This window comes from Arcobacter peruensis (assembly GCF_003711085.1).
Taxonomy (GTDB): Bacteria; Campylobacterota; Campylobacteria; order Campylobacterales; family Arcobacteraceae; genus Poseidonibacter; species Poseidonibacter parvus.
This window is the reverse complement of the sequence record NZ_CP032363.1, coordinates 2,502,748-2,528,067: the sequence shown is the minus strand read 5'-3', so window position 1 is coordinate 2,528,067 and position 25,320 is coordinate 2,502,748. Positions and strand designations below refer to the sequence as shown.

Here is a 25,320-nt window from a genome sequence, read left to right as displayed (position 1 = left end):
ACTATTAAATTAGTCCAACAGCAAAAACAAAAGATATAGGATAAATTAAAACATTCATATATCTAAATATTGGAGTCATTTTTACATTAATAGGCATCACTTCTTCAATACTTGAGCCATTTGATATTTTTTGCATCATATTTAGTTTAAAAGCAATATCTAAAAATTTGATTACTAAAATTGAACTCATCCAAAAAGAGAAATTATTTAAGTACAAAGATACAAAAATAGTATAAAAAAATGATAAGTGTAAAGTAAAGTATAAAAATATGTTTTTCTGATAGATTTTGAAGTTATTTGAAATTAAGCCATACATAGAATCAGCTTTTTGCCAATTTGACTCAAAAATCTCTACTGCAATAAAAATTAATAAAAGTGAGAGTAAATCCATTTTAAAGAGTTAAACAATAAGGCAAAAGCCTTATTGTTTTAGTGTTCGCTTGAAGAGAATTTAATTTTTTGGTCTTTATATAAACCAGTTCCAACAGGAATAGTTCTACCAATAACAACATTTTCTTTTAAGTCTTCTAACATATCCATTTTAGCCGAAATTGCAGCTTCTGTTAATACTTTAGTAGTCTCTTGGAAAGATGCAGCTGAGATAATAGAATCAGATGTAACAGCAGCTCTTGTAATACCTAATAATAAAGGTTCAGCAATAGCAGGTTCTCCACCTAATTTAATAATTCTTTCATTCTCAATTTTAAATCTTTTCTTAGAAATCATATCACCAATAATAAACTTAGTATCACCACCATCAAGGATTGATACTTGTCTTAACATTTGAGATGTAATAACCTCAATATGTTTATCAGCAATATTTACCCCTTGAGATCTATATACTTGTTGTACTTCAGAAACAATAAAGTAGTGAAGTGCTTTATCACCTAAGATTCTTAATACATCATGAGGAGATGTTTGACCATCTGTTAATGCTTCACCAGCATGAACAAACTCACCTTCATGTACTAGAATTTGCTTAGATTTCTCAGCTAAATACTCTGCTTTATTACCAACTTCATCAGTAACAATAATTCTTTGTTTATTTCTTAATGGTTTACCAAAAGAAACAATACCATCAAATGAAGATAAAAGAGCAATTGATTTTGGTCGTCTTGCTTCAAATAACTCAGATACTCTTGGAAGACCACCAGTAATATCTTTTGATTTTTGTGTTGCTTTTGGTGTTTTACCAATAATATCAGCAATTTGAACTTTTTGACCTTCAGAAATATTTAAAGATGTTTTAGGATCTAAAGAATATCTAATAATTTCATCATTTTCAGTTGCTAATACAACAGTTGGTTTATATCCACTTGGAATATACTCATTAACAACTAACTTAGAAGTACCAGTTAATTCATCAAATTGTTCTGCAACTGTAATCCCTGGAATAATATCTTCAAAAGAAATTGTACCAGCTTTTTCAGCAATTGTAGGATTCGCATATGGATCCCATTCTGCAATCACAACTTGCTCTGCATTTTCTGGAACTGCAATAACTGAATCTTTTTCAACTTCAACATTATCATTAAGTTCAACAATAGAACCTCTTGCAATATAATGTCTTAAAGCTTCTCTACCTTCACCATCAACAATAACAGAGAATAAACCTTTATCACTAACTTTATCTCCAGATTTGATGTCATCTCTTCTTTCTAAGTAATCACCAGTTAATTTATAGTATTTAACGAAACCTTTTGCTCCAGATGTAATCTTAGATGTAATTGGTGCTCCATCTTCAACTCTTAATTCAGATGCGAAAGGAATTCTGTTTGGAACATTCCAACCATCTTTAATCATTTCAACAATTGATTCGTTTTCTTCTACTTCTTCACCATCTTTATAAGGTAAGTATAGTTTACCTTCAATTTTACCAGAAACACCTGCTAATTCATTTGCTTTAGCAACATCATTTTTTCTTAGGTAGAATTCTTTTTTATCTTTACCATTAGTAATAGTTAAGATTGTATCTTCATGTAAAGTTTCAACTGTAACTTTACCTTTGAATGGTGCATTAATTTTAGGTTCAACAAGTAATATACCTGCATTTCTTCTATTTGCAACAATCGATTGACCTGATGAATTAGTGTACTTTTTGATATTGTAATATCTAATGAACCCTTCTTTATCAGCTTTTAATTCTCTTTCAGTTTGAGTTGCACTTGCAGTTCCCCCAACGTGGAAAGTTCTAAGTGTAAGTTGTGTTCCTGGCTCACCAATAGATTGAGCAGCAACAACACCAACAGCTTCACCTGGAGTTGCTTTTCTTTGCTCACCTAAGTTAAGACCATAACATTTAGAACATAAACCATGTTCAACTTTACAAGTTAATGGAGTTCTAATAGTAACAGCTTTTACTTCAGCTTCAGCAACAACTTTTGCATCTTCTTCAGTAATTAATGTACCCTCAGTAAATAAAATTTCATTTGAAATTGGGTCAATAATATCTTCAGCAATAACTCTACCAGTAATTCTCTCTTCTAATGCTTCAATTAATTCATTACCAGAAGTAATATCAGTAATTTCAATACCTTCGTGAGTTCCACAATCTTCAATTGTAATTCTTACATTTTGAGATACATCAATTAATTTTCTTGTTAAATAACCAGCATTCGCAGTTTTTAAGGCTGTATCCGCAAGTCCTTTTCTAGCACCGTGAGTAGAAATAAAGTACTCAAGTACATTTAAACCTTCACGGAAGTTTGAAATAATTGGTGTTTCAATAATAGTCCCATCTGGCTTAGCCATAAGACCCCTCATACCTGCTAGCTGTCTAATTTGAGCAGCAGAACCTCTAGCCCCTGAATCAGCCATCATATAAATAGAATTAAATCCATCTTTATCAGCTTCAACTAAGTTCATCATTTCTGAACCAAGTTTATTATTTACTTCAGTCCAGATATCAATAATCTTATTATATCTTTCTTGCTCAGTTAATAAACCTTGAGAGAATTGTTTTTGAACTTCAATAACTTCTTTCTTAGATTTCGTAACGTGACCAACTTTTGATTCAGGTACATTAATATCATCAATAGAAATTGAAATACCAGCACTTGTAGCATATTTAAAACCTAAGTTTTTAAGATTATCTAAGAATTTAGGAGTTACTTCATATCCACCATGTTTGTAAATATAATCAACTAAAATACCAATATCTTTTTTCTTTAAAATTTTATTCCATAAATTAACTGGAACAAAATCAGGTAAGATATCATGAATAATTAATCTACCAACAGTAGTATGAATAACTTTTCCATCAATTTGTGTTCTAATTTTCGCATGTAAATCTACTTGTTTCATATCTAAAGCAATTGAAGCTTCATCAACACCTGTAAATAATTTATGCTCACCTTTAACACCATCTTTTTCTAATGATAGGTAGTAAATCCCTAAAATCATATCCTGAGAAGGTACGGCAATTGCACGACCTGATGCAGGTAAAAGAATATTCATAGAAGACATCATAAGAATTTTTGCTTCTGCAACTGCTTCTTGTGATAATGGAACGTGAACTGCCATTTGATCCCCATCAAAATCGGCATTAAATGCAGCACATACTAATGGATGTAATCTAATAGCTTTACCATCAATTAAAACAGGGTGAAATGCTTGAATAGATAATTTATGTAATGTTGGTGCTCTATTTAATAAAATAGGATATTCATCAACGATTTCATTTAAACATTCCCAAACTTCATTAGTCTCAGACTCAATTAATCTCTTTGCAGATTTTAAAGTAGTTGCGTAACCTTTTTCTTCTAATTTAGCCATTAAGTGTGGTTTAAATAACTCTAAAGCCATTTTCTTAGGAATACCACATTGGTCCATGTTTAATGTAGGTCCAACAACAATTACAGATCTACCAGAGAAGTCAACTCTTTTTCCAAGTAAGTTTTGTCTAAATCGACCTTGCTTACCTTTAATAATTTCAGATAAAGATTTTAAAGGTCTTTTATTAGCACCTTTAACTGCATTTGCAGTTTTACCATTATCAAATAAAGCATCAACTGCTTCTTGAAGCATTCTCATTTCATTTCTGATAATGATTTCAGGTGCGTCAAGTTCTGTTAATCTTTTAAGTCTGTTATTTCTGTTAATAACTCTTCTATATAAATCATTAACATCAGAAACAGCAAATTTTCCACCATCAAGTGATACAAGAGGTCTTAAATCAGGTGGAAGAACTGGAAGTTGAGTTAACATCATCCATTCTGGTCTATTACCAGAGTTAATAAAGTTTTCTACAACTTTTAATCTTTTGATTAAAGTTTTTCTTTTTGCTTCTGATTTAGTAGCACTCATATCTTCTTTAAGTTTTGCAAGTAATTCAAAAAGATCCATAGTTTCTAATAAATCTCTTACAACTTGTCCACCCATATTTGCATGGAAACCTGTATGTTCAAATAAATCAGAAATAGTTCTATATTGTTCTTCATTTAAAATATCATATTTTAAAACTTTTTTAGTTTTTTCATTATCATAGTAAGCATCACCAGCATCAGATACGATGTATGCTTCATAATATAAAACTCTTTCTAAGTCTTTTAATTTAACACCTAATAAAGTACCAATTCTAGTTGGAAGTGATGATACCATCCAAATGTGCGCAACAGGAGAAACTAAGTCAATATGACCCATTCTGTGACGTCTAACTTTCGAAGAAGTTACTTCAACACCACATTTTTCACATACAACACCTTTGTATCTCATCTTTTTGTATTTACCACAAAGACATTCGTAATCTTTTACAGGTCCAAAAATTTTAGCACAAAATAAACCATCTCTTTCAGGTTTAAGTGTTCTATAGTTAATAGTTTCAGGTTTTTTAACTTCACCAGATGACCATGAAAGAATCTTTTCAGGACTTGCAAGTCTTAATTGAAAGGCCGAAAAGTCTGTCGGTCTTTCTAATTCTTTAATTTCAATAGGTTGTAATATTTTTTCAGTTTTACTCATTAGTTTCTACCTCTTCAAAGATCTCTACATCAAGTCCAAGAGCTTTAAGCTCTTTAGTTAATACAAAGAATGTTTCTGGAACACCAGAAGCTGGAACGTTTTCACCATTAGCAATTGCTCTATATGCTTTTGTTCTACCTTCGATATCATCAGATTTTGTTGTTAACATCTCTTTAAGTACATTAGTTGCACCATATGCTTCTAAAGCCCATACTTCCATTTCCCCAAATCTCTGACCACCAAATAGTGCTTTACCACCAACTGGTTGTTGAGTTACAAGTGAGTAAGGTCCAGTAGATCTTGCATGTACTTTTTCATCAACAAGGTGATGAAGTTTAAGCATATACATATATCCAACGTTAACTCTTTCTTTCATAACTTCACCAGTTGTACCATCTGTTAATGTAGTTTTACCATCTAAATCAACTTTTGCTAATTCAAATAATTTTACAAACTCATCTTCTTTTACACCATCAAATACTTGAGTTGCAAATCTAACACCTTTAGTCCAATCTTGACCATATTTAACTAATTCTTCATCAGATAAAGAATCCATAAATTCTTTTCCATTCATTAGTTTTGCAACTTGTGCAATATCAGTCATCTTAGCTCTAAGTTCTTTAATGAAATCAACTTTCTTAGCATCAAATATATCTTGAATTTGTGCTCCAAGTCTTTTTCCTACTAAACCTAAGTGAACTTCTAGAATCTGCCCGATGTTCATTCTTGAAGGTACTCCAAGTGGGTTAAGAATAACATCAACAGTAGAACCATCTTCTAAGTAAGGCATATCAACTTGAGGAACAATATTAGAAACAATACCTTTGTTTCCGTGACGTCCTGCCATTTTATCCCCAACTTTAATTTTTCTCTTAGTTGCTACATAAACTTTTACTTGTTTAATAACACCTGAAGGTAAAATATCATCATGCTCTAATACTTGAAGTTTTTCTTCATGATCATCTCTTAATTGAGATTTTTGCTTAATAAAGTGTTCTTTAATGTCATTATATGTTTTTTCAATATCAGAACCAAAAGAAGCAACTACTTTTTTCATTGCAAATCTATTAACAGATTCTAATACTTCTAAAGGTATATTTGCACCTTTATCATATTTAACATCATCTAATTCAACAGCTTTTGATAAAACAGCTTTTGATAATAAGTCATTAATTTTTAAGATCTCTTCTCTATCTAGCATTAATAATTTATCATGATGCTTAACATCTAATTCTGCTTTTTCTGCTTCAATTTCTGCAACTGCTCTTTCGTCTTTTTCATATCCTTTTTTAGTGAATACTTTAACGTCAACAACTGTTCCTTCCATTGAAGTTGGAGTTACTAATGATTTATTAATAACGTGACCTGCTTTTTCACCAAAGATAGCTCTTAATAGTCTTTCTTCTGGAGTTGGTTTAATTTCACCTTTTGGTGTAACTTTACCTACTAAAATCATTCCAGGTTTAACATAAGTTCCAACCTTAACAATTCCAGAATTATCTAAGTGACCAATTGATTCTTCTTTAACACCTGGTAAATCTCTAGTAATTTCTTCATTACCATGCTTAAGCTCTCTACATTCAACATCTTTTTCATAAATATGAATAGAAGTAAATGCATCTTCTTTAATTAATCTTTGAGAAAGAACAATCGCATCTTCATAGTTATAACCATTCCAAGGCATGAATGCAACCATAGCATTAACACCAACAGCTAACTCACCATTATCCATAGAAGGACCATCAGCAATTACTTGCCCAGCTTCAACAATTGAACCTTCTTTAGTACCAATTCTTTGACCGAATGAAGTATTATTATTTGTTCTAACATTTTTAGAAACATTATAGTGATCAATGAAAGCACCGTTTTCATCTTCACCTCTAATATATACATTTTTTGCATCAGCTTTTTCAACAACCCCAGCTCTATTAGCTTTAATAGCTTCCCATGCATCTCTTGCAACTGTTTTTTCTAAACCAGTTCCAACTACAGGAGCATTAGGACTTAATAATGGAACAGCTTGTCTCATCATATTCGATCCCATTAAGGCTCTGTTGGCATCATCATGTTCTAAGAATGGAATTAATGAAGCTGCTACACCCATAACCATTTGAGAAGAGATATCAATTAAATTAATTTTATTTTTGTCAACTAATAAAATTTCACCATCTTTTCTAGCTTCCGTTAAAGCTTCTAATATCTTTCCATTATCATCAATTTTTGTTGATCCTGGAGCAATAATTAAACCCTCTTCTTGAGTTGCAGTATAGTACTTAATTTCATCACTTACAACACCATCAACAACAGTTTTATATGGAGCTTCAATAAATCCTAATTCATTAACTTTAGAGAAAGTAGATAATGTATTAATAAGACCAATATTTTGACCCTCTGGAGTTTCAACTGGACAAATTCTTCCATAGTGAGTTGCGTGAACATCTCTTACTTCAAATCCAGCTCTCTCTTTAACAAGTCCACCTTCACCAAGTGCAGAAAGTCTTCTTTTATGAGTAACTTCAGATAATGGGTTAGTTTGGTCCATAAATTGAGATAATTGACCAGATGTAAAGAACTCAGTAATTGTTGATGTAATCATTTTAGAGTTAACTAAATCATGAGGCATAATATCTTCTAATGTACCAGATAACGTAGTCATTTTATCTCTAATAGCTTTTTGCATCTTAATTAAACCAGAATGTAATTCATTTGATAATAATTCACCAATTGCTCTAATTCTTCTATTTCCTAAGTGATCTCTATCATCAATATGACCATGCCCAGCCTTAACTTTTACAAGATATTGAACTGTTTTAATAACATCTTCATAAGTAAGAACTGTTACATATTCAGGAACATTAACACCAAGTTTATGGTTCATTTTCATTCTACCAACTTTTGTTAAGTCATATCTTTCTGGATCGAAGAATAATTTTTTAACAAATTCTTTAGCAGCTTCTTTAGTTACAGGCTCACCTGGTCTCATTACTTTATAAATTCTAATAGCTGATAAATCATTCTCATCATCTAACTGTTCTGTTTGTTTTAATAGTTTTAAAGATTCTGCATCTGCTTTAAATGCATTAATAATAGAATCATCAACACCAGTTGCTAAATCATTTGCAATATCAAATGAATCAAAACCTAAATCTAATAATTTCTTTAATTTTAGTTCATCTAAATTAGTTAATGCGTCAAATAACACTTCTCCAGACTCTGGATCAAAGATAGTATTTGCAGTATATCTTTCCATTAATAATTCAATTGGATATTCAACTAATTCTAGACCACCTTCAACTAAAGCTTTAGCTTTTCTATCAGTAAGTCTTTTTCCAGCAGCAACAATTAAATTACCTTTTTCATCCTTAACATCAAATTCAATTCTTCCAGTAAAGTCTTCTGGGTTAAATTTTGTTAAGAACTTATTATTCTTAATTTTAACATTTAATATTGGGTAGAATAATTTGATAATATCTTCTTTAGAATAACCAAGTGCTCTAAATAAAATAGTAACAGGAACTTTTCTTCTTTTATTAATTCTTACATAAAGAATATCTTTAGCATCATACTCAAAGTATAACCAAGAACCTCTATCAGGAATAATTTGACCTGTATAGATAAGTTTGTTATCTGCTGTATTTGATTCATCTTCTTTGAAAATTACACCTGGAGATCTGTGAAGTTGATTAACAACAACTCTTTCAACACCATTTACAATAAATGAAGTTCTATCAGTCATTAAAGGAATTTCTCTAATAAATAGAGCTTGTTCTTTCATATCTTTAACGCCGATTTTTTCACCAGTCTTTTCGTCTAAATCCCATAAAGTTAATCTAATATTAATTTTTAATGGAATCGAATAAGTAAGACCTCTTACCATTGATTCTCTAACATCGTATTTTGGTTTACCAACATCGCTACCTAAGTAATCTAAAGTAATTCTGTTTTGGGCATCATGGATTGGGAAAATTGACTTAAATACTTTTTCTATTCCAGCAGTAGATCTATCTTCTTGACCAACTTTTAAAAATGTTTCATAAGAGTTTTGCTGTAATTGTAATAAGTTCGGAATTTCGATTTGTTGAGGATTTTTTGCAAAATCAACTCTAAGTCTATTACCAGATTTTAAAGAGTTTAACATTATCGGCCTTGTAGTAAATTTTGGTTAGTTAAGCTTTATAGCGTATAAAGCACAAAAGCATCCGTAAAGGATAGGGTTAAAATTTGATCAAATTCTAACCTTAGCCTTCAAAGATGCTATTCTTTATACAAGGCATTAAAGCCTTGTATAACAAGTTTATAAAATTACGAGTGTAATTATTTAACTTCTACAGTTGCTCCAGCAGCTTCTAAATCAGCTTTTGCAGCTTCAGCGTCTTCTTTAGAAACACCTTCTTTAACTACAGCTCCAGCTTCTTCAGCCATTGCTTTTGCTTCTTTTAATCCTAAACCAGTTAACGCTCTAATTGCTTTAATAACGTTAATTTTTTTAGCACCAGCATCTTTGATGATTACATCAAATTCAGTTTTTTCTTCAGCAGCATCAGCAGCAGCAACAGCTCCACCAGCAACTGCAACAGGTTGTGCAGATACACCAAACTTTTCTTCAAATTCTTTAACTAATTCTGATAATTCAAGTACAGATAATCCAGAGATATATTCTAGTACGTCTTCTTTAGAAATTGCCATTTATTATTCCTTATTTCTTTATATTTTATTTTTTGTTAACTTAATATTATTAAGCCGCTTCTTCTTCTTTTTTCTTTCTAAGTGCATCAAGCCCAATAGTAAAGTTTGTAAGTGGTGCCATCCAAGTAGCTGCAAGCATACCAAGAAGTTCATCTCTAGATGGTAACTTAGCGAATGCATTAACAGTTGCAAGATCTGCAATCTCACCTTCAATAATCCCTGATTTGATTTCAAATTTATCTTTTTTAGTTGCTGCAAATTTATCAGCTACTTTACAAGCAGAAATTTGATCTTCAGACCATAAGAAAATATTTGTACCAGTTAAGGCAACATCTCCTAACTCAGCATTTTTAACTGCTACAGTTACAAGAGTATTTTTAGCAACCTGAACTTTAGTTCCATTAGCTCTAGCATCGATTCTTAATGATTCTAACTCTTTATGAGTTACTCCATTATATCCACATACTACGATAGCTTGAGAATCTTTAAATTCAGATGTTAAATTTTCAATTATTTCAAGTTTTTGTTGTTTATTCATTATTTCTCCCTTCAAAACATCGACTTCGGTAGGACTTATTAAAAACGGGAAGTTTTTAACCCACTGTCTTCAGTTTTTATTTCAGTGCTTTGAACACTCAAAAATATCGACCTATGATCAACACTATTGAATGTTTTATTAAATAAGGAAAATTCCTTATTTAATATCCATTAATTCTGATGCATCAACATTAATTGATGGTGACATAGTTAATGAAACTGCTGCATTAGTATAAAATCTACCTTTTGCAGAAGCTGGTTTTTGCTTGTTAACAGCTGCAATAAATGCTTCAATATTTTCTTTGATTGCTTCAGTTGAGAATGAAATCTTTCCAACTGCTGCTTGCATATTACCTTTTTTATCAACTCTATATGCTACTTGACCACCTTTAGCATCATTAACTGCTTTAGTAACGTCCATAGTAACTGTTCCAACTTTAGGATTAGGCATTAAACCTTTTGGTCCTAAAACTCTACCTAATTTTCCAACTAGTCCCATACAATCAGGAGTAGCAATTAAAACATCAAAATCAATGTTTCCAGCCATAACTGTTTCAACTAAATCGTCGTTACCAACAATATCAGCACCAGCAGCTTTAGCTTCATCAACTTTAACACCTTTTGCAAAAACTGCAACTCTAACAGTTTTACCAGTTCCATTAGGAAGTACAACTGCACCTCTAATCATTTGGTCAGCATGTCTTGGATCAACATTTAAGTTAAGTGCAACTTCAACACTTTCGTCAAATTTAGTTGATTTTAATTCTTTTAATAATTCACATGACTCAGCAAGAGAGTAATCTCTTTGTTCAATTTTTTCTTTTAATGATTTATATCTTTTTGCCATTTTAATTCTCCGCAATATTTTATTTGTTTGCTACCAGCGTTTACGAAGTCTGCTGGTAAGACTTGTTTCAGTTTATAGCGAATACTATAATTCTGCGTCAATTCCCATAGATCTTGCAGAACCAGCAACGATTTTTGCAGCTTGTTCTTTATCATCAGTATTTAAATCAGCGATTTTCATATCAACGATTTCCATAATTTGATCTTTAGTTAATTTACCAATTTTATTTTTTAAAGGATTATCAGAACCTTTTTTGATTCCAGATACTTTTTTAATTAAATCAGTCATTGGTGGTTGCTTTAACTCAAATGTAAAACTTTTGTCAGCATATACTGTAATTTCTACAGGAATGTTAAATCCAGCTTTATCTTTAGTCTTTTCATTGAATGCTTTACAGAATTCCATGATATTGATACCTCTTTGACCTAATGCAGGTCCTACAGGTGGTGATGGGTTTGCTGCACCAGCAGGTATTTGTAATTTAAGTTTACCTTCTACTTTCTTAGCCATACTATTCCTTTTATATTTTAATGATTTTTAATGATTAGGCATTAGGCAAAAAAACTCTATTGGAAGCGAAGTTTTTTTGCCTAATGCCTAAAGAGTAATAATTATACTACTCTTTCAACTTGTGTATATGAAATTTCAACTGGAGTATTTCTTCCGAAAATTGAAACATTTAATTTTAATATTCCCGATGCCATGTCAAAGTCTTCAACAATACCATTGAAGTTCGCAAATGGACCTTCATTAACTCTTACCATTTCACCTTCATCAAATGAAACTTTTGGTTTTGCAGCTGCTCTATTATTAACTTTATCTAAAATAGCTGTAATATCTTTTTCAGATAATGGTGTTGGTTTTTTCGATTCGCCAATGAATCTTCCAACTTTTGGCATTGCCTGAATTCCATGCCATAGTGCAGTATCTAAATCAATTTTTGCAAATGCATAAGCAGGATATAAAGGTCTTTCAACAATCGACTTTTTACCTTTTTTAACTTCAATTAGATCTTCTGTTGGAACTAATACTTCAGCTATTTTACCATCAGCCATTTCTTCTGATAATTGAATTAAAGCTCTTTTTACTGCTAGTTCACTACCAGAGTAAGTTTGAATTGCGTACCATTTGTGTGCCATTATATTATTCCTTAGTTCATTATAGAAGATAAGCTTAATGACATTACCGCATCAATAAGAGCTAAAAATAAAGATATAACTGTTACAACTATAAATACTGAAAGATATGCTGATCTAATTTGTTCTTTAATTGGGAAAATTACTTTAAACAGTTCTTCTTTTGCATTTTTATAATATGTTTTTAATTTATTCACTATTGACTCCGGATAAAATAATAATAAGCTTTTAAATTCTTTTAAAAAAAGTTGAGACTACTTTTAAAAAAATTTTAAATCTTTAATAGGACGGGAATTATATCTAAATAAACTTTGAACTAGCTTATATAATATTTTTTATAAATAAAGTGTGATGGGATTTTTGTATAAAAAAATGGCAGGCCAGGAGGGACTCGAACCCACAACCGTCGGATTTGGAATCCGGCGCTCTACCATTGGAGCTACTGACCTAATTTAATTTAAATGGAAGAAGCTAAGTGCTTCTTCCTAAAGTCTTATGACTTTAATTTTACTTCTTTGTGTAAAGTATGTTTTTTTAATCTTGGACTATATTTCTTAGTCTCAAACTTTTCAGTATGAGTCTTAGGGTTTTTCATAGTAGTGTAGTTAATATCACCACACTCTTGACATTTTAATCCAATTTTGATTCTAGTTCCGCTTGCCATAAATCAATCCTTACTTAAGGATTTCAGCAACAACACCAGCACCAACAGTTCTTCCACCTTCTCTAATAGCGAACTGTGTTCCCTTTTCAAGAGCGATAGGAGCAACTAATGCTACTGTCATTTCAACGTTATCACCAGGCATAACCATTTCAGTACCTTCAGGAAGAGTACAAGAACCAGTTACGTCAGTTGTTCTTACATAGAATTGTGGTCTGTATCCAGAGAAGAATGGAGTATGTCTACCACCCTCTTCTTTAGAAAGGATATACACTTCACATCTGAATTCAGTATGTGGAGTAATTGTACCTGGCTTAATAAGAACTTGTCCTCTTTGAACGTCTTCTTTTTTAATACCTCTAATTAAGATACCAGCATTATCACCAGCTTCTGCATATTCCATTTCTTTTCTAAACATTTCAACACCAGTTACAGTAGTAGTTTGAGTGTCTTTTAAACCTACGATTTCAATTTGATCACCTAAGTTAATTCTACCTTTAGAAATAGCACCAGTTACAACTGTACCTCTTCCAGAGATTGAGAAAACATCTTCAACAGGCATTAAGAAATCTTTATCAGTATCTCTTACTGGAGTTGGGATGTAAGAATCAACAGCATCCATTAATTCCATAATTTTTGCAGACCATGGTCCATTTGTTCCAGCTTTAGCTTCTTCTAATGCTTGGAATGCAGATCCAGCGATGATTGGAGTATCGTCACCTGGGAAATCGTAATCAGAAAGTAATTCTCTAATTTCCATTTCAACTAATTCTAACATTTCTTCTTTATCTTCGTCATCTAATTGATCTTCTTTGTTCATGAAGATAACAATGTAAGGAACACCTACTTGCTTAGATAATAAGATATGCTCTCTAGTTTGTGCCATAGGTCCATCAGTAGCAGCGATAACTAAGATAGCTCCATCCATTTGTGCAGCACCAGTAATCATGTTCTTAACATAATCGGCGTGACCTGGACAATCTACGTGAGCGTAGTGTCTAGTAGCTGTTTCATACTCAATGTGAGAAGTAGCAATAGTAATTCCTCTTTCTCTTTCTTCTGGTGCATTATCGATTTGATCGTAATCCATCATTTCTCCACCCATCGCGTTAGTTAAAACTGCTGAGATAGCTGCTGTTAATGTAGTTTTACCATGATCAACGTGACCAATAGTACCGATATTTACGTGCGGTTTACTTCGTTCGAATTTTTCTTTTGCCATAGAATTTTCCTTCTAGTTTTTAGGTTGTTGCCCTCTGAGTAGATAAGCCCACTAGCTTCTCTATTCAGAGGGGATTTATTATTATAGTTACAAATATTTAAGTATCTGTAAAATTTGTGCGTGTATTATATTAAATTAATACTAAAAAAAAACTTAGTGGGATAAATATTTATAAAGAGTTATAAAATTTGTGCTTAAAACTAAGCTCCCAATAATCAATAAATTAATGGAGCGGGAAACGAGACTCGAACTCGCGACAATCTGCTTGGAAGGCAGAGGCTCTAGCCAACTGAGCTATTCCCGCGCTCATTATAATGGTGGGAAGAGAAGGATTCGAACCTTCGAAGCCGTAGGCGACGGATTTACAATCCGTAGGATTTGACCACTCTCCAACCTTCCCGTTGAAAATTATTGTTTCGTTTAGTGTTATTCTAATAAGAATTAGGCACTATATAAATGGAGCTGGTGAAGGGACTTGAACCCCCGACCTGCTGATTACAAATCAGCTGCTCTAGCCAAGCTGAGCTACACCAGCGCCTAATTTAAATGGTGGCTCGAGACAGAATCGAACTGTCGACACAAGGATTTTCAATCCTTTGCTCTACCGACTGAGCTATCGCGCCATTTCCTTAAATTGGAGTGGAAGTATACACATAAGATAATTAAAGTTTACTTAAATCTAAAACTAAATCTTTAAAAGTTTTTCCTCTTTGTGCATAAGATTTAAATTGATCTAGAGAGGCAGCTGATGGAGACAGTATTCCAATAGAATTATCTTTTAGATTTTTATTTATTTTAATTACTGCATTTTTTAATATTTCACAATTTTCAACTTCGATATTATATTCATTACAATACTTTTCTACTCTTTTATTATTACTTCCTATTGCATAAACTTTAATATTTAATTTTTTTATTACTTCAAAAAGAGGTAGTAAATTTGCACCCTTATCATCACCACCCAGAATTAAATGTATATTCTTGTCCTTATAAGGTACTAAGGCATTTATAGTAGCATCCACATTTGTAGCTTTTGAATCATTAACCCAAACTCTATTTTTATTATCAATAAACTCTTCTACTTTATGTTCATCAATAGTAAATGTATTTATTTTCTTATAATCAATTTCATCGAATATTATCTTTTTACTAGCAAGTGCTAAAAGTGCATCCAATAAAAATGGTTCTTTAAACTTTATTTTGCTTTTATCAATTCCGAATTTCTCACATAAATCATCACTATCTTTATAAGTGATTTTATGTGCATTGCTTTTGTAGTCTTTATAACATTGGGGAATTATTGCAATTTCACCTTTTTTCATCAATGAAAGAGGTTTTAATTTTGCATTTTCATACTCTTCAAATGAGCCATGCCATGTAATATGATCTTCAGAAATTGGCAGTAATAAATATAAATTAGGTTTTGCAGTATTTGTATAATGCAAGGTAAAAGATGATGTCTCAAGTATCCATATTGATGCATTAGTATCTAATTTACTAAGAGGTGTACCTATATTACCACCACAAACGGAGTTTCTTTCATTTAGTATATGTTGACACATTTGTGTAGTAGTAGTTTTACCATTAGTACCTGATATCCAAATAGAAAAAGGCATTACTTCATCAAATAAATCATAATCACTTTGAACATTTTTAGCTTTTGTAATCATTTCATTATATGGAGGTATTCCAGGACTTACTATGGTTTTTTCACATGAAGACAAATCATAATCTTTGAAGTCATTATCATCATAAAGAAGTGCATTTGGAAACTTTTCTTTTATAGCTTGAGCAGTAAGTCCTTTTCCAAGGACTCTGATTTTCTCATTTGTATTCATATATACTCTTTTTTGTTTATCTGATTTTTAAGCTCATTAATGCAAGTAAGTTTGTCATAAAAGAAATTATCCAAAACCTTACAATAATCTTATTCTCTTTCCAGCCTTTTTGTTCAAAATGATGATGAATTGGAGCCATTAAAAAAACACGTTTTTGTCGTAGTTTATAAGAACCAACTTGTAAGATAACCGAGACAGTTTCTAATACAAATATGAATCCAATAACTGCTAAAAGAATTTCTGACTTCGCCACAATTGCCATATAACCCATAAAAGCCCCCAATGGCAAAGAACCAGAATCTCCCATAAAAACTTCTGCAGGGTGAGAATTAAACCATAAAAATGCAATTAATGAACCAGAAATTGCTGCACCCATTATTGCTAATTCACCTGCTAGTTTAATATTTGGAACTAAAAGATAAGAAGAAAAAATTGCATGGCCTGTTACATACACTAAAGCTGATAATGTGAAAAAGGCCATTATTGATGGAACTGTAGCTAAACCATCTAATCCATCCGTAAGATTAACTGCATTTGAAGCAGCTACCATTATTAGCATCCAAAATAAAATAGCAAAAATTCCCATATCAAATAGTGGCAACTTGTAAAAAGGTGTATATAATGTAGTTGTATGACTATAATAATATATAATAAAACCTACAATTCCTGCACAAACAAACTGTAATAGTAGTTTTGCACGAGCACTTAAGCCAGCAGAATTTTGATTTTTTGCTATTTTTGAATAATCATCTTGAATCCCAATTAATGAAAACAATCCAATTGTTACAAGCCCACCTATTATATAAAAGTTATTTAACTTTGCAGATAATAGTGTTGCAATTATAGTTGCAAAAATAAAAACCATTCCGCCCATTGTAGGGGTTCCTGCTTTTTCTTGATGACCTTCAGGTGCATGCTCATATATTGGCTGAGATGCATTTTTTGATTTAGCCCATTTAATAAACTTTGGTAATAAAAACATTGTTAAAAAAAATGCTATTATAAAACTAATCCCAGCACGTACTGAGATATATTGGAAAATATTTATGTCTAAATGTCTATAGAACCAGTAAAACAAACTCAAACCTTCATTTTGATATAATGTGTGCGATTATATTATATTATACTTTTTAAAAGGTTTAAACAATGACAAACAAAACTATTCTTGTGATTACTGATGGTATTGGACATAACGAATCATCAGATTTTAATGCTTTTTCGCAAGCTAAAACTCCTACTTATGATAATTTATTTAAAAATACACCATATTCACTAATACATACATATGGTAAACATGTTGGTTTACCTAATGGCCAAATGGGTAATTCTGAAGTTGGACATATGACAATTGGTTCAGGAAGGGTTTTATATCAAGATTTAGTAAAAATAAATATCGCCATTGAAGAAAACACATTAAAAGATAATAAGGTTTTTAAAGATTGTATGAATGCCTCTAATAATATTCATTTAGTTGCACTCTTAAGTGATGGAGGAGTTCACTCTCATATTAGCCATGTTATTGCAATGGCAAAAATTGCAAAAACAGAAAATAAAAAAGTTTTCATTCATATGATAACAGATGGAAGAGATGTAGCACCAGATAGTGCAAAGAAATATATACAAGAAATAATCAATATTTGTGATGAAAATATTAAAATTGCTACTATTGCAGGTAGATATTATACAATGGATAGAGATAATAGATGGGATAGAATACAAAAAGGTCATGATGCCATTGCCTTTGCAAATCCAAAAACTTTATTATCTCCAATTGATTTTGTTGAAAGTTCATATAAAAAAGATATTTACGATGAGTTTATTATACCAACAGCTTTTAATGATTATGAAGGATTAAAAGATAATGATTCAATAATCTTCTGTAATTTTAGATCAGATAGAATGAGAGAAATATCATCTGTATTTGCAGGTAATGATTTTTCACATTTTACAAAATTTACTGAAAAATTAAATATTGCAACTATGACACAATATGATAAAAATATTCCAATACCTATTTTATTTCCAAAAGAAACACCAAAAAACACTCTGGCTGAAGTAATATCAAATGCAGGTCTAAATCAACTTCATACAGCAGAAACTGAAAAGTATGCACATGTAACTTTTTTCTTTAATGGTGGAGTTGAAGAACCATTCTTAAATGAAACAAGAGTTTTAACTCCGTCTCCAAATGTAGCAACTTATGATTTACAACCTGAAATGTCAGCACCACAAGTTGGAGAAAATGTAAGAGCTGCAATGGATGATAATACTGATTTTATAGTAGTTAATTTTGCAAATGGTGATATGGTAGGTCATACAGGTAGTTTTGAAGCAAGTAAAAAAGCAGTTGAAGCAGTAGATTTTGAACTAGGACTTATTATTCAGAAAGTTAAAGAGCAAGGGTATAATCTAATTTTAACGTCTGATCATGGAAACTGTGAAAGAATGAGAGATGAAGATGGAAATACTTTAACAAACCATACGGTAGGTGATGTTTATTGTTTTATTATGTCAGAAAAAGTTAAAGAAGTAAAAAGTGGAAGTCTAAATAATATTGCTCCAACTGTATTAAAACTAATGGATTTACAAATACCAGAAGAAATGGATGAAACTTTAATAAAAAGTTAATTACTGATGCTAAATATTGAAATACAGAAACTAAAAGTAAAAAGCCAAGAAAAAATCTTGCTTGATATATCTTTTAAAATCACAAAATCAACTGCATTAATTGGTGAAAGTGGAAGCGGTAAATCTTTAACATTAAAAGCTTTACTAAATCTTTTACCAAGCTCACTAGATTGCGAAAAAGAAATCAATTCAAATTTTGACTTAGATTTTAATTCAATTGGTTTTATTCCTCAAAACCCTTTTACTTCATTATCTCCAATGACTAAAATTAATAAACAATTCTTTTGCAAAAAAGAAAAAAAAGAAGAAGTATTAAAATTAGTTGATTTGGATACTTGGGTATTAGATAAGTTCCCAAGTCAATTAAGTGGTGGACAAATACAAAGAGTAATAATAGCAATAGCATTAAGTAAAGAAATCAAATTTTTATTACTTGATGAACCTACGACTGCTCTTGATATTGAAAATAGAAATAATATTATCAATTTAGTTGATAATCTAAGAAAAGATTTAAAAATACTAATTCTTTTTGTAACACATGATATTGAATCAGTAAAAGATATTTGTGAAGAGATAGTTATAATTAAAAATGGACTTATAATAGAGCAAGGAAATACAAAAAGTGTTTTAAGTAATCCAACACACGATTATACAAAAACATTAATAAACTCAACATTTAAAAATAAAGATTTTAGGAAATAATATGATTAAATATATTTTTGGCTTTTTCCTGCTTGTAGGATTAGTTATTGCAGGATGGCTATATAATTTATATGAAGAAATTAAACATGATATTGATGTAGTAATAAATTATGCACCAAAACAAAGTACACAATTCTTTGATAAGAATGGAAAGTTAATTGCAAATACTTTTGTAGGAGAAAATAGAGAATATGTTAAATATGATGATATTCCAGCAAGAATAGTTGAAGGACTAGTAGCAATTGAAGATACACAGTACTTTGAGCATATTGGAATAAATCCTGATGCAATTAGTAGAGCGATTATTAAAGATATAAAAGCACGTGCTTTTGTTGAAGGAGCTAGTACTTTAACTCAACAATTAGTAAAAATGTTAGTTTTATCAAGTGAAAAAAAGATTATTAGAAAAATTAAAGAAGCACTTCTTGCAATTAGACTTGAAACAATACTTACAAAGGAAGAAATATTAGAAAGATATTTAAATAATGTATATTTTGGTCATGGATATTATGGAGTAAGAACAGCAGCAAGAGGATATTTTAATAAAGATTTATATGAATTATCATTAAAAGAAATGGCAATTTTAGTAGGACTTCCAAGAGCTCCTAGTTTTTATGCACCTACTAAAAACTTAAAAATATCACTAGCAAGAGCAAATCAAGTTATTACAAGATTAAACACACTTGGTTGGATTAATAAAGAACAATATGAAAGAGCAATAAAAGAAGTACCAACAATTCATAAACAAACACTTACAAAAAATAAAGCACCTTATGTTGTTGATTATGTTCTTAAACTATTAAAAGATGATATTCCTGATATTAAATCAGGTGGATATAAAATTAAACTTACAGTTGATTTAGATGCACAAGAAATAGCGCAAAAAGCATTAAACAACTCACATAAAGAAGCTGTAAAAAGAGATTTAGCAATAAGGAAGAAAACTAAAAAGATTGATAATGATTCATATATTAAAAATTTAAATGGAGCTGTAGTTTCAATAGAAAGTAGTACAGGTAAAATTTTAGCACTTGTAGGAGGTATTGATTATAAAAAATCAATGTTCAATCGTGCAGTCCAATCAAAAAGACAACCAGGAAGTGCAATAAAGCCTTTCTTATATCAAATAGGTCTGAATGAAGGATTAAATCCAGCTTCTGAACTTGTTGATATTTCAAGAACTTATGATTATAAAGTAAATAATGTAAATAAAAAATGGCAACCAAAAAACTATGGTGGAAATTTCAAAGGAGTTGTTAATCTTCGTGAATCTTTAGTATACTCAAGAAATCTATCTACAATTAATCTTGTTACTGATACAGGAGTTGGAATTGTTTATAAAGGTTTAGAAGAGTATGGATTTAGTAATTTACCAAATGATTTATCAATCACACTTGGAACAATGTCTGTATCTCCATTAGAATTTAGTGAATACTTTAGTGCATTTGCAAATAATGGAACAAAAGTAAAACCTTATATTATTGAACAAATTACAAATAAAGCAGGAGAAACAATTACCTTTGAGCCACAAACTACACCAATAAACACTCCTGAGCAAACATTTTTAATAACATCAATACTAAAAGATGTTGTTACGAGAGGAACAGCGACAAGAGCAAAAGTTTCAGGAATTGAATTAGCAGGAAAAACAGGTACAACAAATAAAAATGTTGATGCTTGGTTTGCAGGATATTCACCTTCAATTCAAACAATAATTTGGTTTGGTAATGATGATAATACTCCAATGAGAAGAACAGAAACAGGTGGAAAAATTGCAGCTCCAGTCTTTTCATACTTTTACAAAAACTATCTAGAATCACATCCTGAAATTCCTAGAACCTTTATTAAACCAACAAAAGTTTATTCATCTAAAATAAATGGGAAAACTGAGTATTATACTGATGTTTCTCCACTACCCGAAATTGAAATTGTTATTCCTCCTGAAAATCCAGGAGAAGAAGTAATCGAGTTTTAAATTCTATTAAGATAATTTAAAAGACATAAAAAAAGGTAAGTTCATATGAACTTACCTTTTTTTTATAATTTATTCTTAGTTATTAACAAGAATAAGTTGATTTAAATTCAAATGCTGTTGGTCTAGCTTCGTCAGGTAGAACTTGTGTATCAAATTTGTACTCTTGGTAAGTATCTACCATTTCTTTAGTAAATACTGGTTGTAAGAAATCATTATCTCTGATTAATGCTTCTAATGAACCTCTTAAAGTATGAGGCATTTGAGGGATTTTTCTTTCTCTAATTTCAGATAAAGACATTTCAAATAAATCTTCATCCATTGGACCAATTGGTTCATATTTATTTTTAATTCCGTCAAGTCCAGCCATTAACATAGCAGCAAATGCTAAGTAAGGACAAGCAGTTGAATCTGGGAATCTCATTTCAATTCTAGTTGCTTTTTCACCAGCACCATAAGGAACTCTACAAGAAGCAGATCTATTTTGAGAAGAATAAGTTAAGATTGAAGGTGCTTCAAATCCTGGAATTAATCTTTTGTATGAGTTAGTTGAAGGGTTAGTAAATGCAGCAACTGCTCTAGCGTGTTTAAATACACCACCAACATAATGTCTAGCCATTTCAGAAAGGTTACCATATTCACCTTCTGTATAGAATAAGTTTCTACCATCTTTCCAAATTGATTGGTGAACATGCATACCATTACCATTATCACCATAAAGTGGTTTAGGCATAAATGTACAAGATTTACCATTTAAGTGTGCAACCATTTTACATACATATTTATATTTTTGTACATTATCTGCAGCTTCAATTAAGTCTCCAAATACAATACCAATTTCACCTTGTGCTTGTGCAACTTCATGGTGTCCTAAAATTACTTCTAATCCAACTTGCTCAAGAACTAACATCATTTCAGCTCTTAAATCTACCATTGAATCAGTTGGTTGTGCTGGGAAATAACCACCTTTAGTTCCAGGTCTGTGACCCATATTTCCACCTTCGTAATCAGTTGACGAAGCCCATTCACCTTCTTCAGAATCTACTTTGTAGTATGATTCATTAATATTATCAACAATTTTCACATCGTCAAAAATAAAGAATTCATTTTCTGGTCCAAAGTATGCAGCATCACCAATACCAGACTCGCTTAAGTGTGTTAATGCTTTTTTAGCAATAGATCTTGGACATTTTTCATACATTTCACCTTTATAGATATCATAAACATCACAAATCATAATAATAGTTGAATCAGCAGTAAAAGGATCTAAGAAAGAAGTTCCAACATCTGGCTTTAAAATCATATCTGATTTATTAATTGGTTGCCAAGCATCAACAGATGAACCATCAAAAGGCATACCAAAATTTAATTGATCTTGAGTAACTGCACTCATCATATAAGAAATATGATGCCACATTCCCTTCATATCTGTAAATCTAAAATCTACAAACTTTACTTCATTTTCTTCACAATATTTAAAAAACTCTTCTGTATTGTTAACAAATTTACCCATTGGTATATCTCCTTGAATTTATATATAATAATTCTATCAAAAATAAAATAAACTAAGCTAAATTAATTGTATAAAAAGTATACAAGTAAGAGAAAAAAGTATATTTTTTCCTTATATACCCAAAATTAAAACTGTACTAGTTTCGAATCTCTATTAGAAAAAGTTAAACATTTAGTAAAGCCTATGTCTTGAGCAAGTGATTTTACTTCTTCATATTTAAAACCAACTTGATCTACAGCATGTGCATCAGAACCAAATGTTATATTTATATCTAATTCATAAGCTAATTCAAGTAAAGTCCTTGAAGGATATGTTTCTTTTATTGGCTTTCTTAAACCAGCAGGATTAATTTCTAAAGCCATGTTAGATTTTTTAATAGCAATAAGTGCATTTTTAGCTAATAATCTAATATCTTTTTTTGGTAAAAATTTAAATACTTTAATTAAATCTAAGTGTCCTACAATATCAAAAAGATTAGTTTTTGCCATTGCTTCAATAGCATCAAAATATTCACTCCAAATAGTATCAATATCTTTAGATTCATATACTCCAATAAATTCAGGATTATCGAAACCCCACATATCATTTTTATTTTTTAAGAAATGAACAGAACCTATTAAGTAATCAACTTTAGCATTTAGTATTTCGTCTAATAAATATCCATCTAAATAGTCAACTTCATAAGCTAATAATATTTCAATATCTTTTTTATATTTATCTTTTAAATCTAATATTTCTTTTTCATATAAAGGCTTTGAAGATATATCCATTCTATACTTTGGATCATAATTCATAGGTGCATGATCTGAGAAGCCATAAACATCAATTCCTAATTCAACTGCTCTTAATATATATTCTTCTGTAGTACCACTTGCGTGATTACATAATGTTGTATGATTGTGTAAGTCTACTCTCATCTATATCTCACTTGATTTCTTCCATTTTTTTTTGCATCATATAATCCTTTATCTGCAAGTTGTAGCATATCATCAATATTTTTTCCATATTCAAAACTACATCCAATTGATACTGTATAATTAATCTTTAGCTCATTAATTTCAATAAAATTATTTTCAAAATTTCTTCTAATAACTTCTAAAAGTTTTTCAATTTCATCTTTTGTTCTATTATAAAAAAGAATACAAAATTCTTCTCCACCTAATCTTGCAATTAAAGAATTAGAAATTATATTTTTATTTAAAATTTTTGCTACTTCTTTTATAGCTTCATCACCTACATCATGTCCATAAGAGTCATTAATATTTTTAAAATTGTCTATATCAATTATAGATAAAGCTAATGACTTATTAGCTTTTTTATTATCTTCATATATCTTTTTACCAAATTCAAAAAAATATCTTCTATTATATAAGCCTGTCATATAATCTTTATTTACTTTATTTTTCATATCTTCAAAAAGTTCAATAATCTCTAAATTAGAATTTATTCTAACAAAAAATTCTTCTTTAGAAAACCCTTTATATAAAAAATCATTCGCACCTAATTTTAAAAATTTAGAAGGAATTCTACTATCTGAGGCATTTGATGTAACTATAATAGAAAGTTCATCTTTAGAATAATTACTTCTAATTCTTTTAGTTAGTTCTATCCCATCCATTTTAGGCATCAAATAATCTGTTAATACAATTTTAATATCTTTATTTTCTTTTAAAGTTTTTAAAGCATCTTCACCATTTGTACTAAGTAATGGAATAAGTTTATATCTATTTATAAAATCTTCTGCTTGTTTTAGAAAAGTTTTAGAATCATCAACAACAAGTATTTTTATATATTGATTCTTAATAATTCTATTTACTATAGAAGCAGCATATTGTAACGCTGAAATACCATCTTTTACAATATAATCGACAATGTTTTTGTTTCTAAAATTATTTTCAATATCAATATTATCAGAACCAGTTAAAATTACAATTGGTGTAGTAAATTTAGCCAAGAAATCAACTACTTCACCATTAGGAGCATCAGGTAAACCCAAATCAGCTAAGATTACATCAAATTTTCCTTTATGCTCAAGAATTAATTGTGCACTTTCTTTTTTTGTCTTAGCAATGTAAACTTCAATATTTATATTACTTTCAATTAAATTCTTTAAGGTTTTTCCTATTGATATACTATCATCAATAACTAATACTTTATATTTTATGCTAATAACCCTGACCCTTTGATAGAAGTACTTCTATCTTCAGCATAAACTCTATCACCTTTAATAATATCATATTTCCAAATAGGAGCTTGAGCTTTAAAATCTTCTACAAACTCATCAATTAATTCTAAAGCAACTCTTCTTTTTGGAGAACAAACTGCTGCAATGTATGAGCTTTCATGATTTAATACATCACCACGACTATGAGCCATTAAAACAATTGCATTAAGCTCTTTTGCTTTTTCTTCCCAAGAATTAAACCAAGAATTTAATATAGGTTCATAAATATCAAATGATAAACCATCAATTTTATTCTCATCACGAACAACACCAACAAATGTAATTATTGCACCATAATTTGAATTTCTGTATTTATCATACCATGCATTTGTAATTTTTTCTACAGGTAATTTACCTTCAAATAGTTCTAAATTTTCCACATTAAACCTTTAATC

At 30.3% G+C, this 25,320-nt stretch carries 20 protein-coding genes and 5 tRNA genes; 3 read left to right on the top strand and 22 right to left on the bottom strand.

Annotated features, from left to right (window positions below; genetic code table 11):
- Positions 1-4: 4 nt before the first annotated feature.
- From D3Z07_RS12485 to mraY, 18 genes are all read right to left on the bottom strand, one after another.
- Complete coding sequence (locus tag D3Z07_RS12485; protein ID WP_122894041.1) at positions 5-391, bottom strand: hypothetical protein; 387 nt, start codon at positions 389-391, stop codon at positions 5-7.
- 38 nt (positions 392-429) lie between these two features.
- Positions 430-4,959, bottom strand: a complete 4,530-nt coding sequence (gene rpoC, locus D3Z07_RS12480; protein WP_122894040.1) for a DNA-directed RNA polymerase subunit beta' — start codon at positions 4,957-4,959, stop codon at positions 430-432.
- The gene (gene rpoB / locus D3Z07_RS12475) at positions 4,952-9,097 is read right to left on the bottom strand and encodes a DNA-directed RNA polymerase subunit beta (RefSeq protein ID WP_122894039.1); all 4,146 of its coding nucleotides are present in this window, start codon (positions 9,095-9,097) and stop codon (positions 4,952-4,954) included. The genes rpoC and rpoB overlap by 8 nt, the downstream gene beginning before the upstream one ends.
- A 176-nt stretch (positions 9,098-9,273) precedes the next feature.
- Entirely contained in the window at positions 9,274-9,645 is a 372-nt protein-coding gene (gene rplL, locus D3Z07_RS12470) for a 50S ribosomal protein L7/L12 (RefSeq protein WP_122894038.1), read from the bottom strand.
- A 49-nt stretch (positions 9,646-9,694) separates the two neighbouring features.
- Positions 9,695-10,183 carry a 50S ribosomal protein L10 gene (gene rplJ, locus D3Z07_RS12465; protein ID WP_122894037.1) on the bottom strand — a complete coding sequence of 163 codons (489 nt, stop codon included), beginning with the start codon at positions 10,181-10,183 and terminating at the stop codon, positions 9,695-9,697.
- Positions 10,184-10,339: 156 nt separating this feature from the next.
- Positions 10,340-11,029: a 50S ribosomal protein L1 gene (gene rplA, locus D3Z07_RS12460; RefSeq protein WP_076088254.1), complete on the bottom strand. Its 690-nt coding sequence runs from the start codon at positions 11,027-11,029 to the stop codon at positions 10,340-10,342.
- 84 nt (positions 11,030-11,113) lie between these two features.
- Positions 11,114-11,539, bottom strand: a complete 426-nt coding sequence (gene rplK, locus D3Z07_RS12455; RefSeq protein WP_076088256.1) for a 50S ribosomal protein L11 — start codon at positions 11,537-11,539, stop codon at positions 11,114-11,116.
- 101 nt (positions 11,540-11,640) lie between these two features.
- Positions 11,641-12,168, bottom strand: a complete 528-nt coding sequence (gene nusG / locus D3Z07_RS12450; RefSeq protein ID WP_076088258.1) for a transcription termination/antitermination protein NusG — start codon at positions 12,166-12,168, stop codon at positions 11,641-11,643.
- Between the two features lie 11 nt (positions 12,169-12,179).
- Positions 12,180-12,362: a preprotein translocase subunit SecE gene (gene secE / locus D3Z07_RS12445; RefSeq protein WP_076088260.1), complete on the bottom strand. Its 183-nt coding sequence runs from the start codon at positions 12,360-12,362 to the stop codon at positions 12,180-12,182.
- Positions 12,363-12,538: 176 nt separating this feature from the next.
- A tRNA-Trp gene (locus D3Z07_RS12440) sits at positions 12,539-12,614 on the bottom strand.
- Positions 12,615-12,658: 44 nt separating this feature from the next.
- Complete coding sequence (gene rpmG, locus D3Z07_RS12435) at positions 12,659-12,829, bottom strand: 50S ribosomal protein L33 (protein ID WP_076088262.1); 171 nt, start codon at positions 12,827-12,829, stop codon at positions 12,659-12,661.
- Positions 12,830-12,839: 10 nt separating this feature from the next.
- Positions 12,840-14,048 (bottom strand): elongation factor Tu, encoded by a 1,209-nt coding sequence (gene tuf, locus D3Z07_RS12430; protein WP_076088264.1) that lies wholly within the window; start codon positions 14,046-14,048, stop codon positions 12,840-12,842.
- 227 nt (positions 14,049-14,275) lie between these two features.
- Positions 14,276-14,352, bottom strand: a tRNA-Gly gene (locus tag D3Z07_RS12425).
- Between the two features lie 11 nt (positions 14,353-14,363).
- Positions 14,364-14,448, bottom strand: a tRNA-Tyr gene (locus tag D3Z07_RS12420).
- Between the two features lie 57 nt (positions 14,449-14,505).
- A tRNA-Thr gene (locus tag D3Z07_RS12415) sits at positions 14,506-14,583 on the bottom strand.
- A gap of 12 nt (positions 14,584-14,595) precedes the next feature.
- Positions 14,596-14,671: transfer RNA gene (locus tag D3Z07_RS12410), tRNA-Phe, on the bottom strand.
- A 39-nt stretch (positions 14,672-14,710) separates the two neighbouring features.
- Positions 14,711-15,886 (bottom strand): UDP-N-acetylmuramoyl-L-alanine--D-glutamate ligase, encoded by a 1,176-nt coding sequence (gene murD / locus D3Z07_RS12405; RefSeq protein ID WP_122894036.1) that lies wholly within the window; start codon positions 15,884-15,886, stop codon positions 14,711-14,713.
- Between the two features lie 16 nt (positions 15,887-15,902).
- On the bottom strand, positions 15,903-16,964 hold the full coding sequence (gene mraY / locus D3Z07_RS12400) for a phospho-N-acetylmuramoyl-pentapeptide-transferase (RefSeq protein ID WP_076088268.1): 1,062 nt from the start codon (positions 16,962-16,964) through the stop codon (positions 15,903-15,905).
- 68 nt (positions 16,965-17,032) lie between these two features.
- On the opposite strand from mraY, the gene gpmI reads away from it, so the two are divergent.
- Genes gpmI through D3Z07_RS12385 form a run of 3 tightly spaced genes read left to right on the top strand, consistent with a single transcriptional unit; the run spans position 17,033 to position 21,191 of the window.
- Positions 17,033-18,514, top strand: coding sequence for a 2,3-bisphosphoglycerate-independent phosphoglycerate mutase (gpmI, locus tag D3Z07_RS12395; RefSeq protein ID WP_122894035.1), 1,482 nt, complete (start codon positions 17,033-17,035; stop codon positions 18,512-18,514).
- Between the two features lie 6 nt (positions 18,515-18,520).
- Positions 18,521-19,216 (top strand): ATP-binding cassette domain-containing protein, encoded by a 696-nt coding sequence (locus D3Z07_RS12390; RefSeq protein WP_076088272.1) that lies wholly within the window; start codon positions 18,521-18,523, stop codon positions 19,214-19,216.
- 1 nt (position 19,217) lies between these two features.
- Positions 19,218-21,191, top strand: a complete 1,974-nt coding sequence (locus D3Z07_RS12385) for a transglycosylase domain-containing protein (protein WP_122894034.1) — start codon at positions 19,218-19,220, stop codon at positions 21,189-21,191.
- A gap of 82 nt (positions 21,192-21,273) precedes the next feature.
- Here D3Z07_RS12385 and glnA read toward each other — a convergent pair whose 3' ends face one another.
- The 4 genes from glnA to D3Z07_RS12365 form a co-directional block, all read right to left on the bottom strand.
- Entirely contained in the window at positions 21,274-22,701 is a 1,428-nt protein-coding gene (gene glnA, locus D3Z07_RS12380; protein ID WP_076088276.1) for a type I glutamate--ammonia ligase, read from the bottom strand.
- A gap of 125 nt (positions 22,702-22,826) precedes the next feature.
- Positions 22,827-23,618: a histidinol-phosphatase HisJ gene (gene hisJ, locus D3Z07_RS12375; protein WP_122894033.1), complete on the bottom strand. Its 792-nt coding sequence runs from the start codon at positions 23,616-23,618 to the stop codon at positions 22,827-22,829.
- Positions 23,615-24,844, bottom strand: a complete 1,230-nt coding sequence (locus D3Z07_RS12370; RefSeq protein WP_228200593.1) for a GGDEF domain-containing response regulator — start codon at positions 24,842-24,844, stop codon at positions 23,615-23,617. Before D3Z07_RS12370 ends, hisJ begins: the two co-directional genes overlap by 4 nt.
- A 17-nt stretch (positions 24,845-24,861) precedes the next feature.
- The gene (locus D3Z07_RS12365) at positions 24,862-25,305 is read right to left on the bottom strand and encodes a molybdopterin synthase catalytic subunit (RefSeq protein ID WP_076088282.1); all 444 of its coding nucleotides are present in this window, start codon (positions 25,303-25,305) and stop codon (positions 24,862-24,864) included.
- Positions 25,306-25,320: the final 15 nt, after the last annotated feature.

Excerpts from the sequence above, each read along its gene's own strand:
- D3Z07_RS12485 (WP_122894041.1), bottom strand. The coding sequence starts at position 391 with ATGGATTTACTCTCACTTTTATTAATTTTTATTGCAGTAGAGATTTTT.
- rpoC (WP_122894040.1), bottom strand. The coding sequence starts at position 4,959 with ATGAGTAAAACTGAAAAAATATTACAACCTATTGAAATTAAAGAATTA.
- rpoB (WP_122894039.1), bottom strand. The coding sequence starts at position 9,097 with ATGTTAAACTCTTTAAAATCTGGTAATAGACTTAGAGTTGATTTTGCA.
- rplL (WP_122894038.1), bottom strand. The coding sequence starts at position 9,645 with ATGGCAATTTCTAAAGAAGACGTACTAGAATATATCTCTGGATTATCT.
- rplJ (WP_122894037.1), bottom strand. The coding sequence starts at position 10,183 with ATGAATAAACAACAAAAACTTGAAATAATTGAAAATTTAACATCTGAA.
- rplA (WP_076088254.1), bottom strand. The coding sequence starts at position 11,029 with ATGGCAAAAAGATATAAATCATTAAAAGAAAAAATTGAACAAAGAGAT.
- rplK (WP_076088256.1), bottom strand. The coding sequence starts at position 11,539 with ATGGCTAAGAAAGTAGAAGGTAAACTTAAATTACAAATACCTGCTGGT.
- nusG (WP_076088258.1), bottom strand. The coding sequence starts at position 12,168 with ATGGCACACAAATGGTACGCAATTCAAACTTACTCTGGTAGTGAACTA.
- rpmG (WP_076088262.1), bottom strand. The coding sequence starts at position 12,829 with ATGGCAAGCGGAACTAGAATCAAAATTGGATTAAAATGTCAAGAGTGT.
- tuf (WP_076088264.1), bottom strand. The coding sequence starts at position 14,048 with ATGGCAAAAGAAAAATTCGAACGAAGTAAACCGCACGTAAATATCGGT.
- murD (WP_122894036.1), bottom strand. The coding sequence starts at position 15,886 with ATGAATACAAATGAGAAAATCAGAGTCCTTGGAAAAGGACTTACTGCT.
- gpmI (WP_122894035.1), top strand. The coding sequence starts at position 17,033 with ATGACAAACAAAACTATTCTTGTGATTACTGATGGTATTGGACATAAC.
- D3Z07_RS12390 (WP_076088272.1), top strand. The coding sequence starts at position 18,521 with ATGCTAAATATTGAAATACAGAAACTAAAAGTAAAAAGCCAAGAAAAA.
- D3Z07_RS12385 (WP_122894034.1), top strand. The coding sequence starts at position 19,218 with ATGATTAAATATATTTTTGGCTTTTTCCTGCTTGTAGGATTAGTTATT.
- glnA (WP_076088276.1), bottom strand. The coding sequence starts at position 22,701 with ATGGGTAAATTTGTTAACAATACAGAAGAGTTTTTTAAATATTGTGAA.
- hisJ (WP_122894033.1), bottom strand. The coding sequence starts at position 23,618 with ATGAGAGTAGACTTACACAATCATACAACATTATGTAATCACGCAAGT.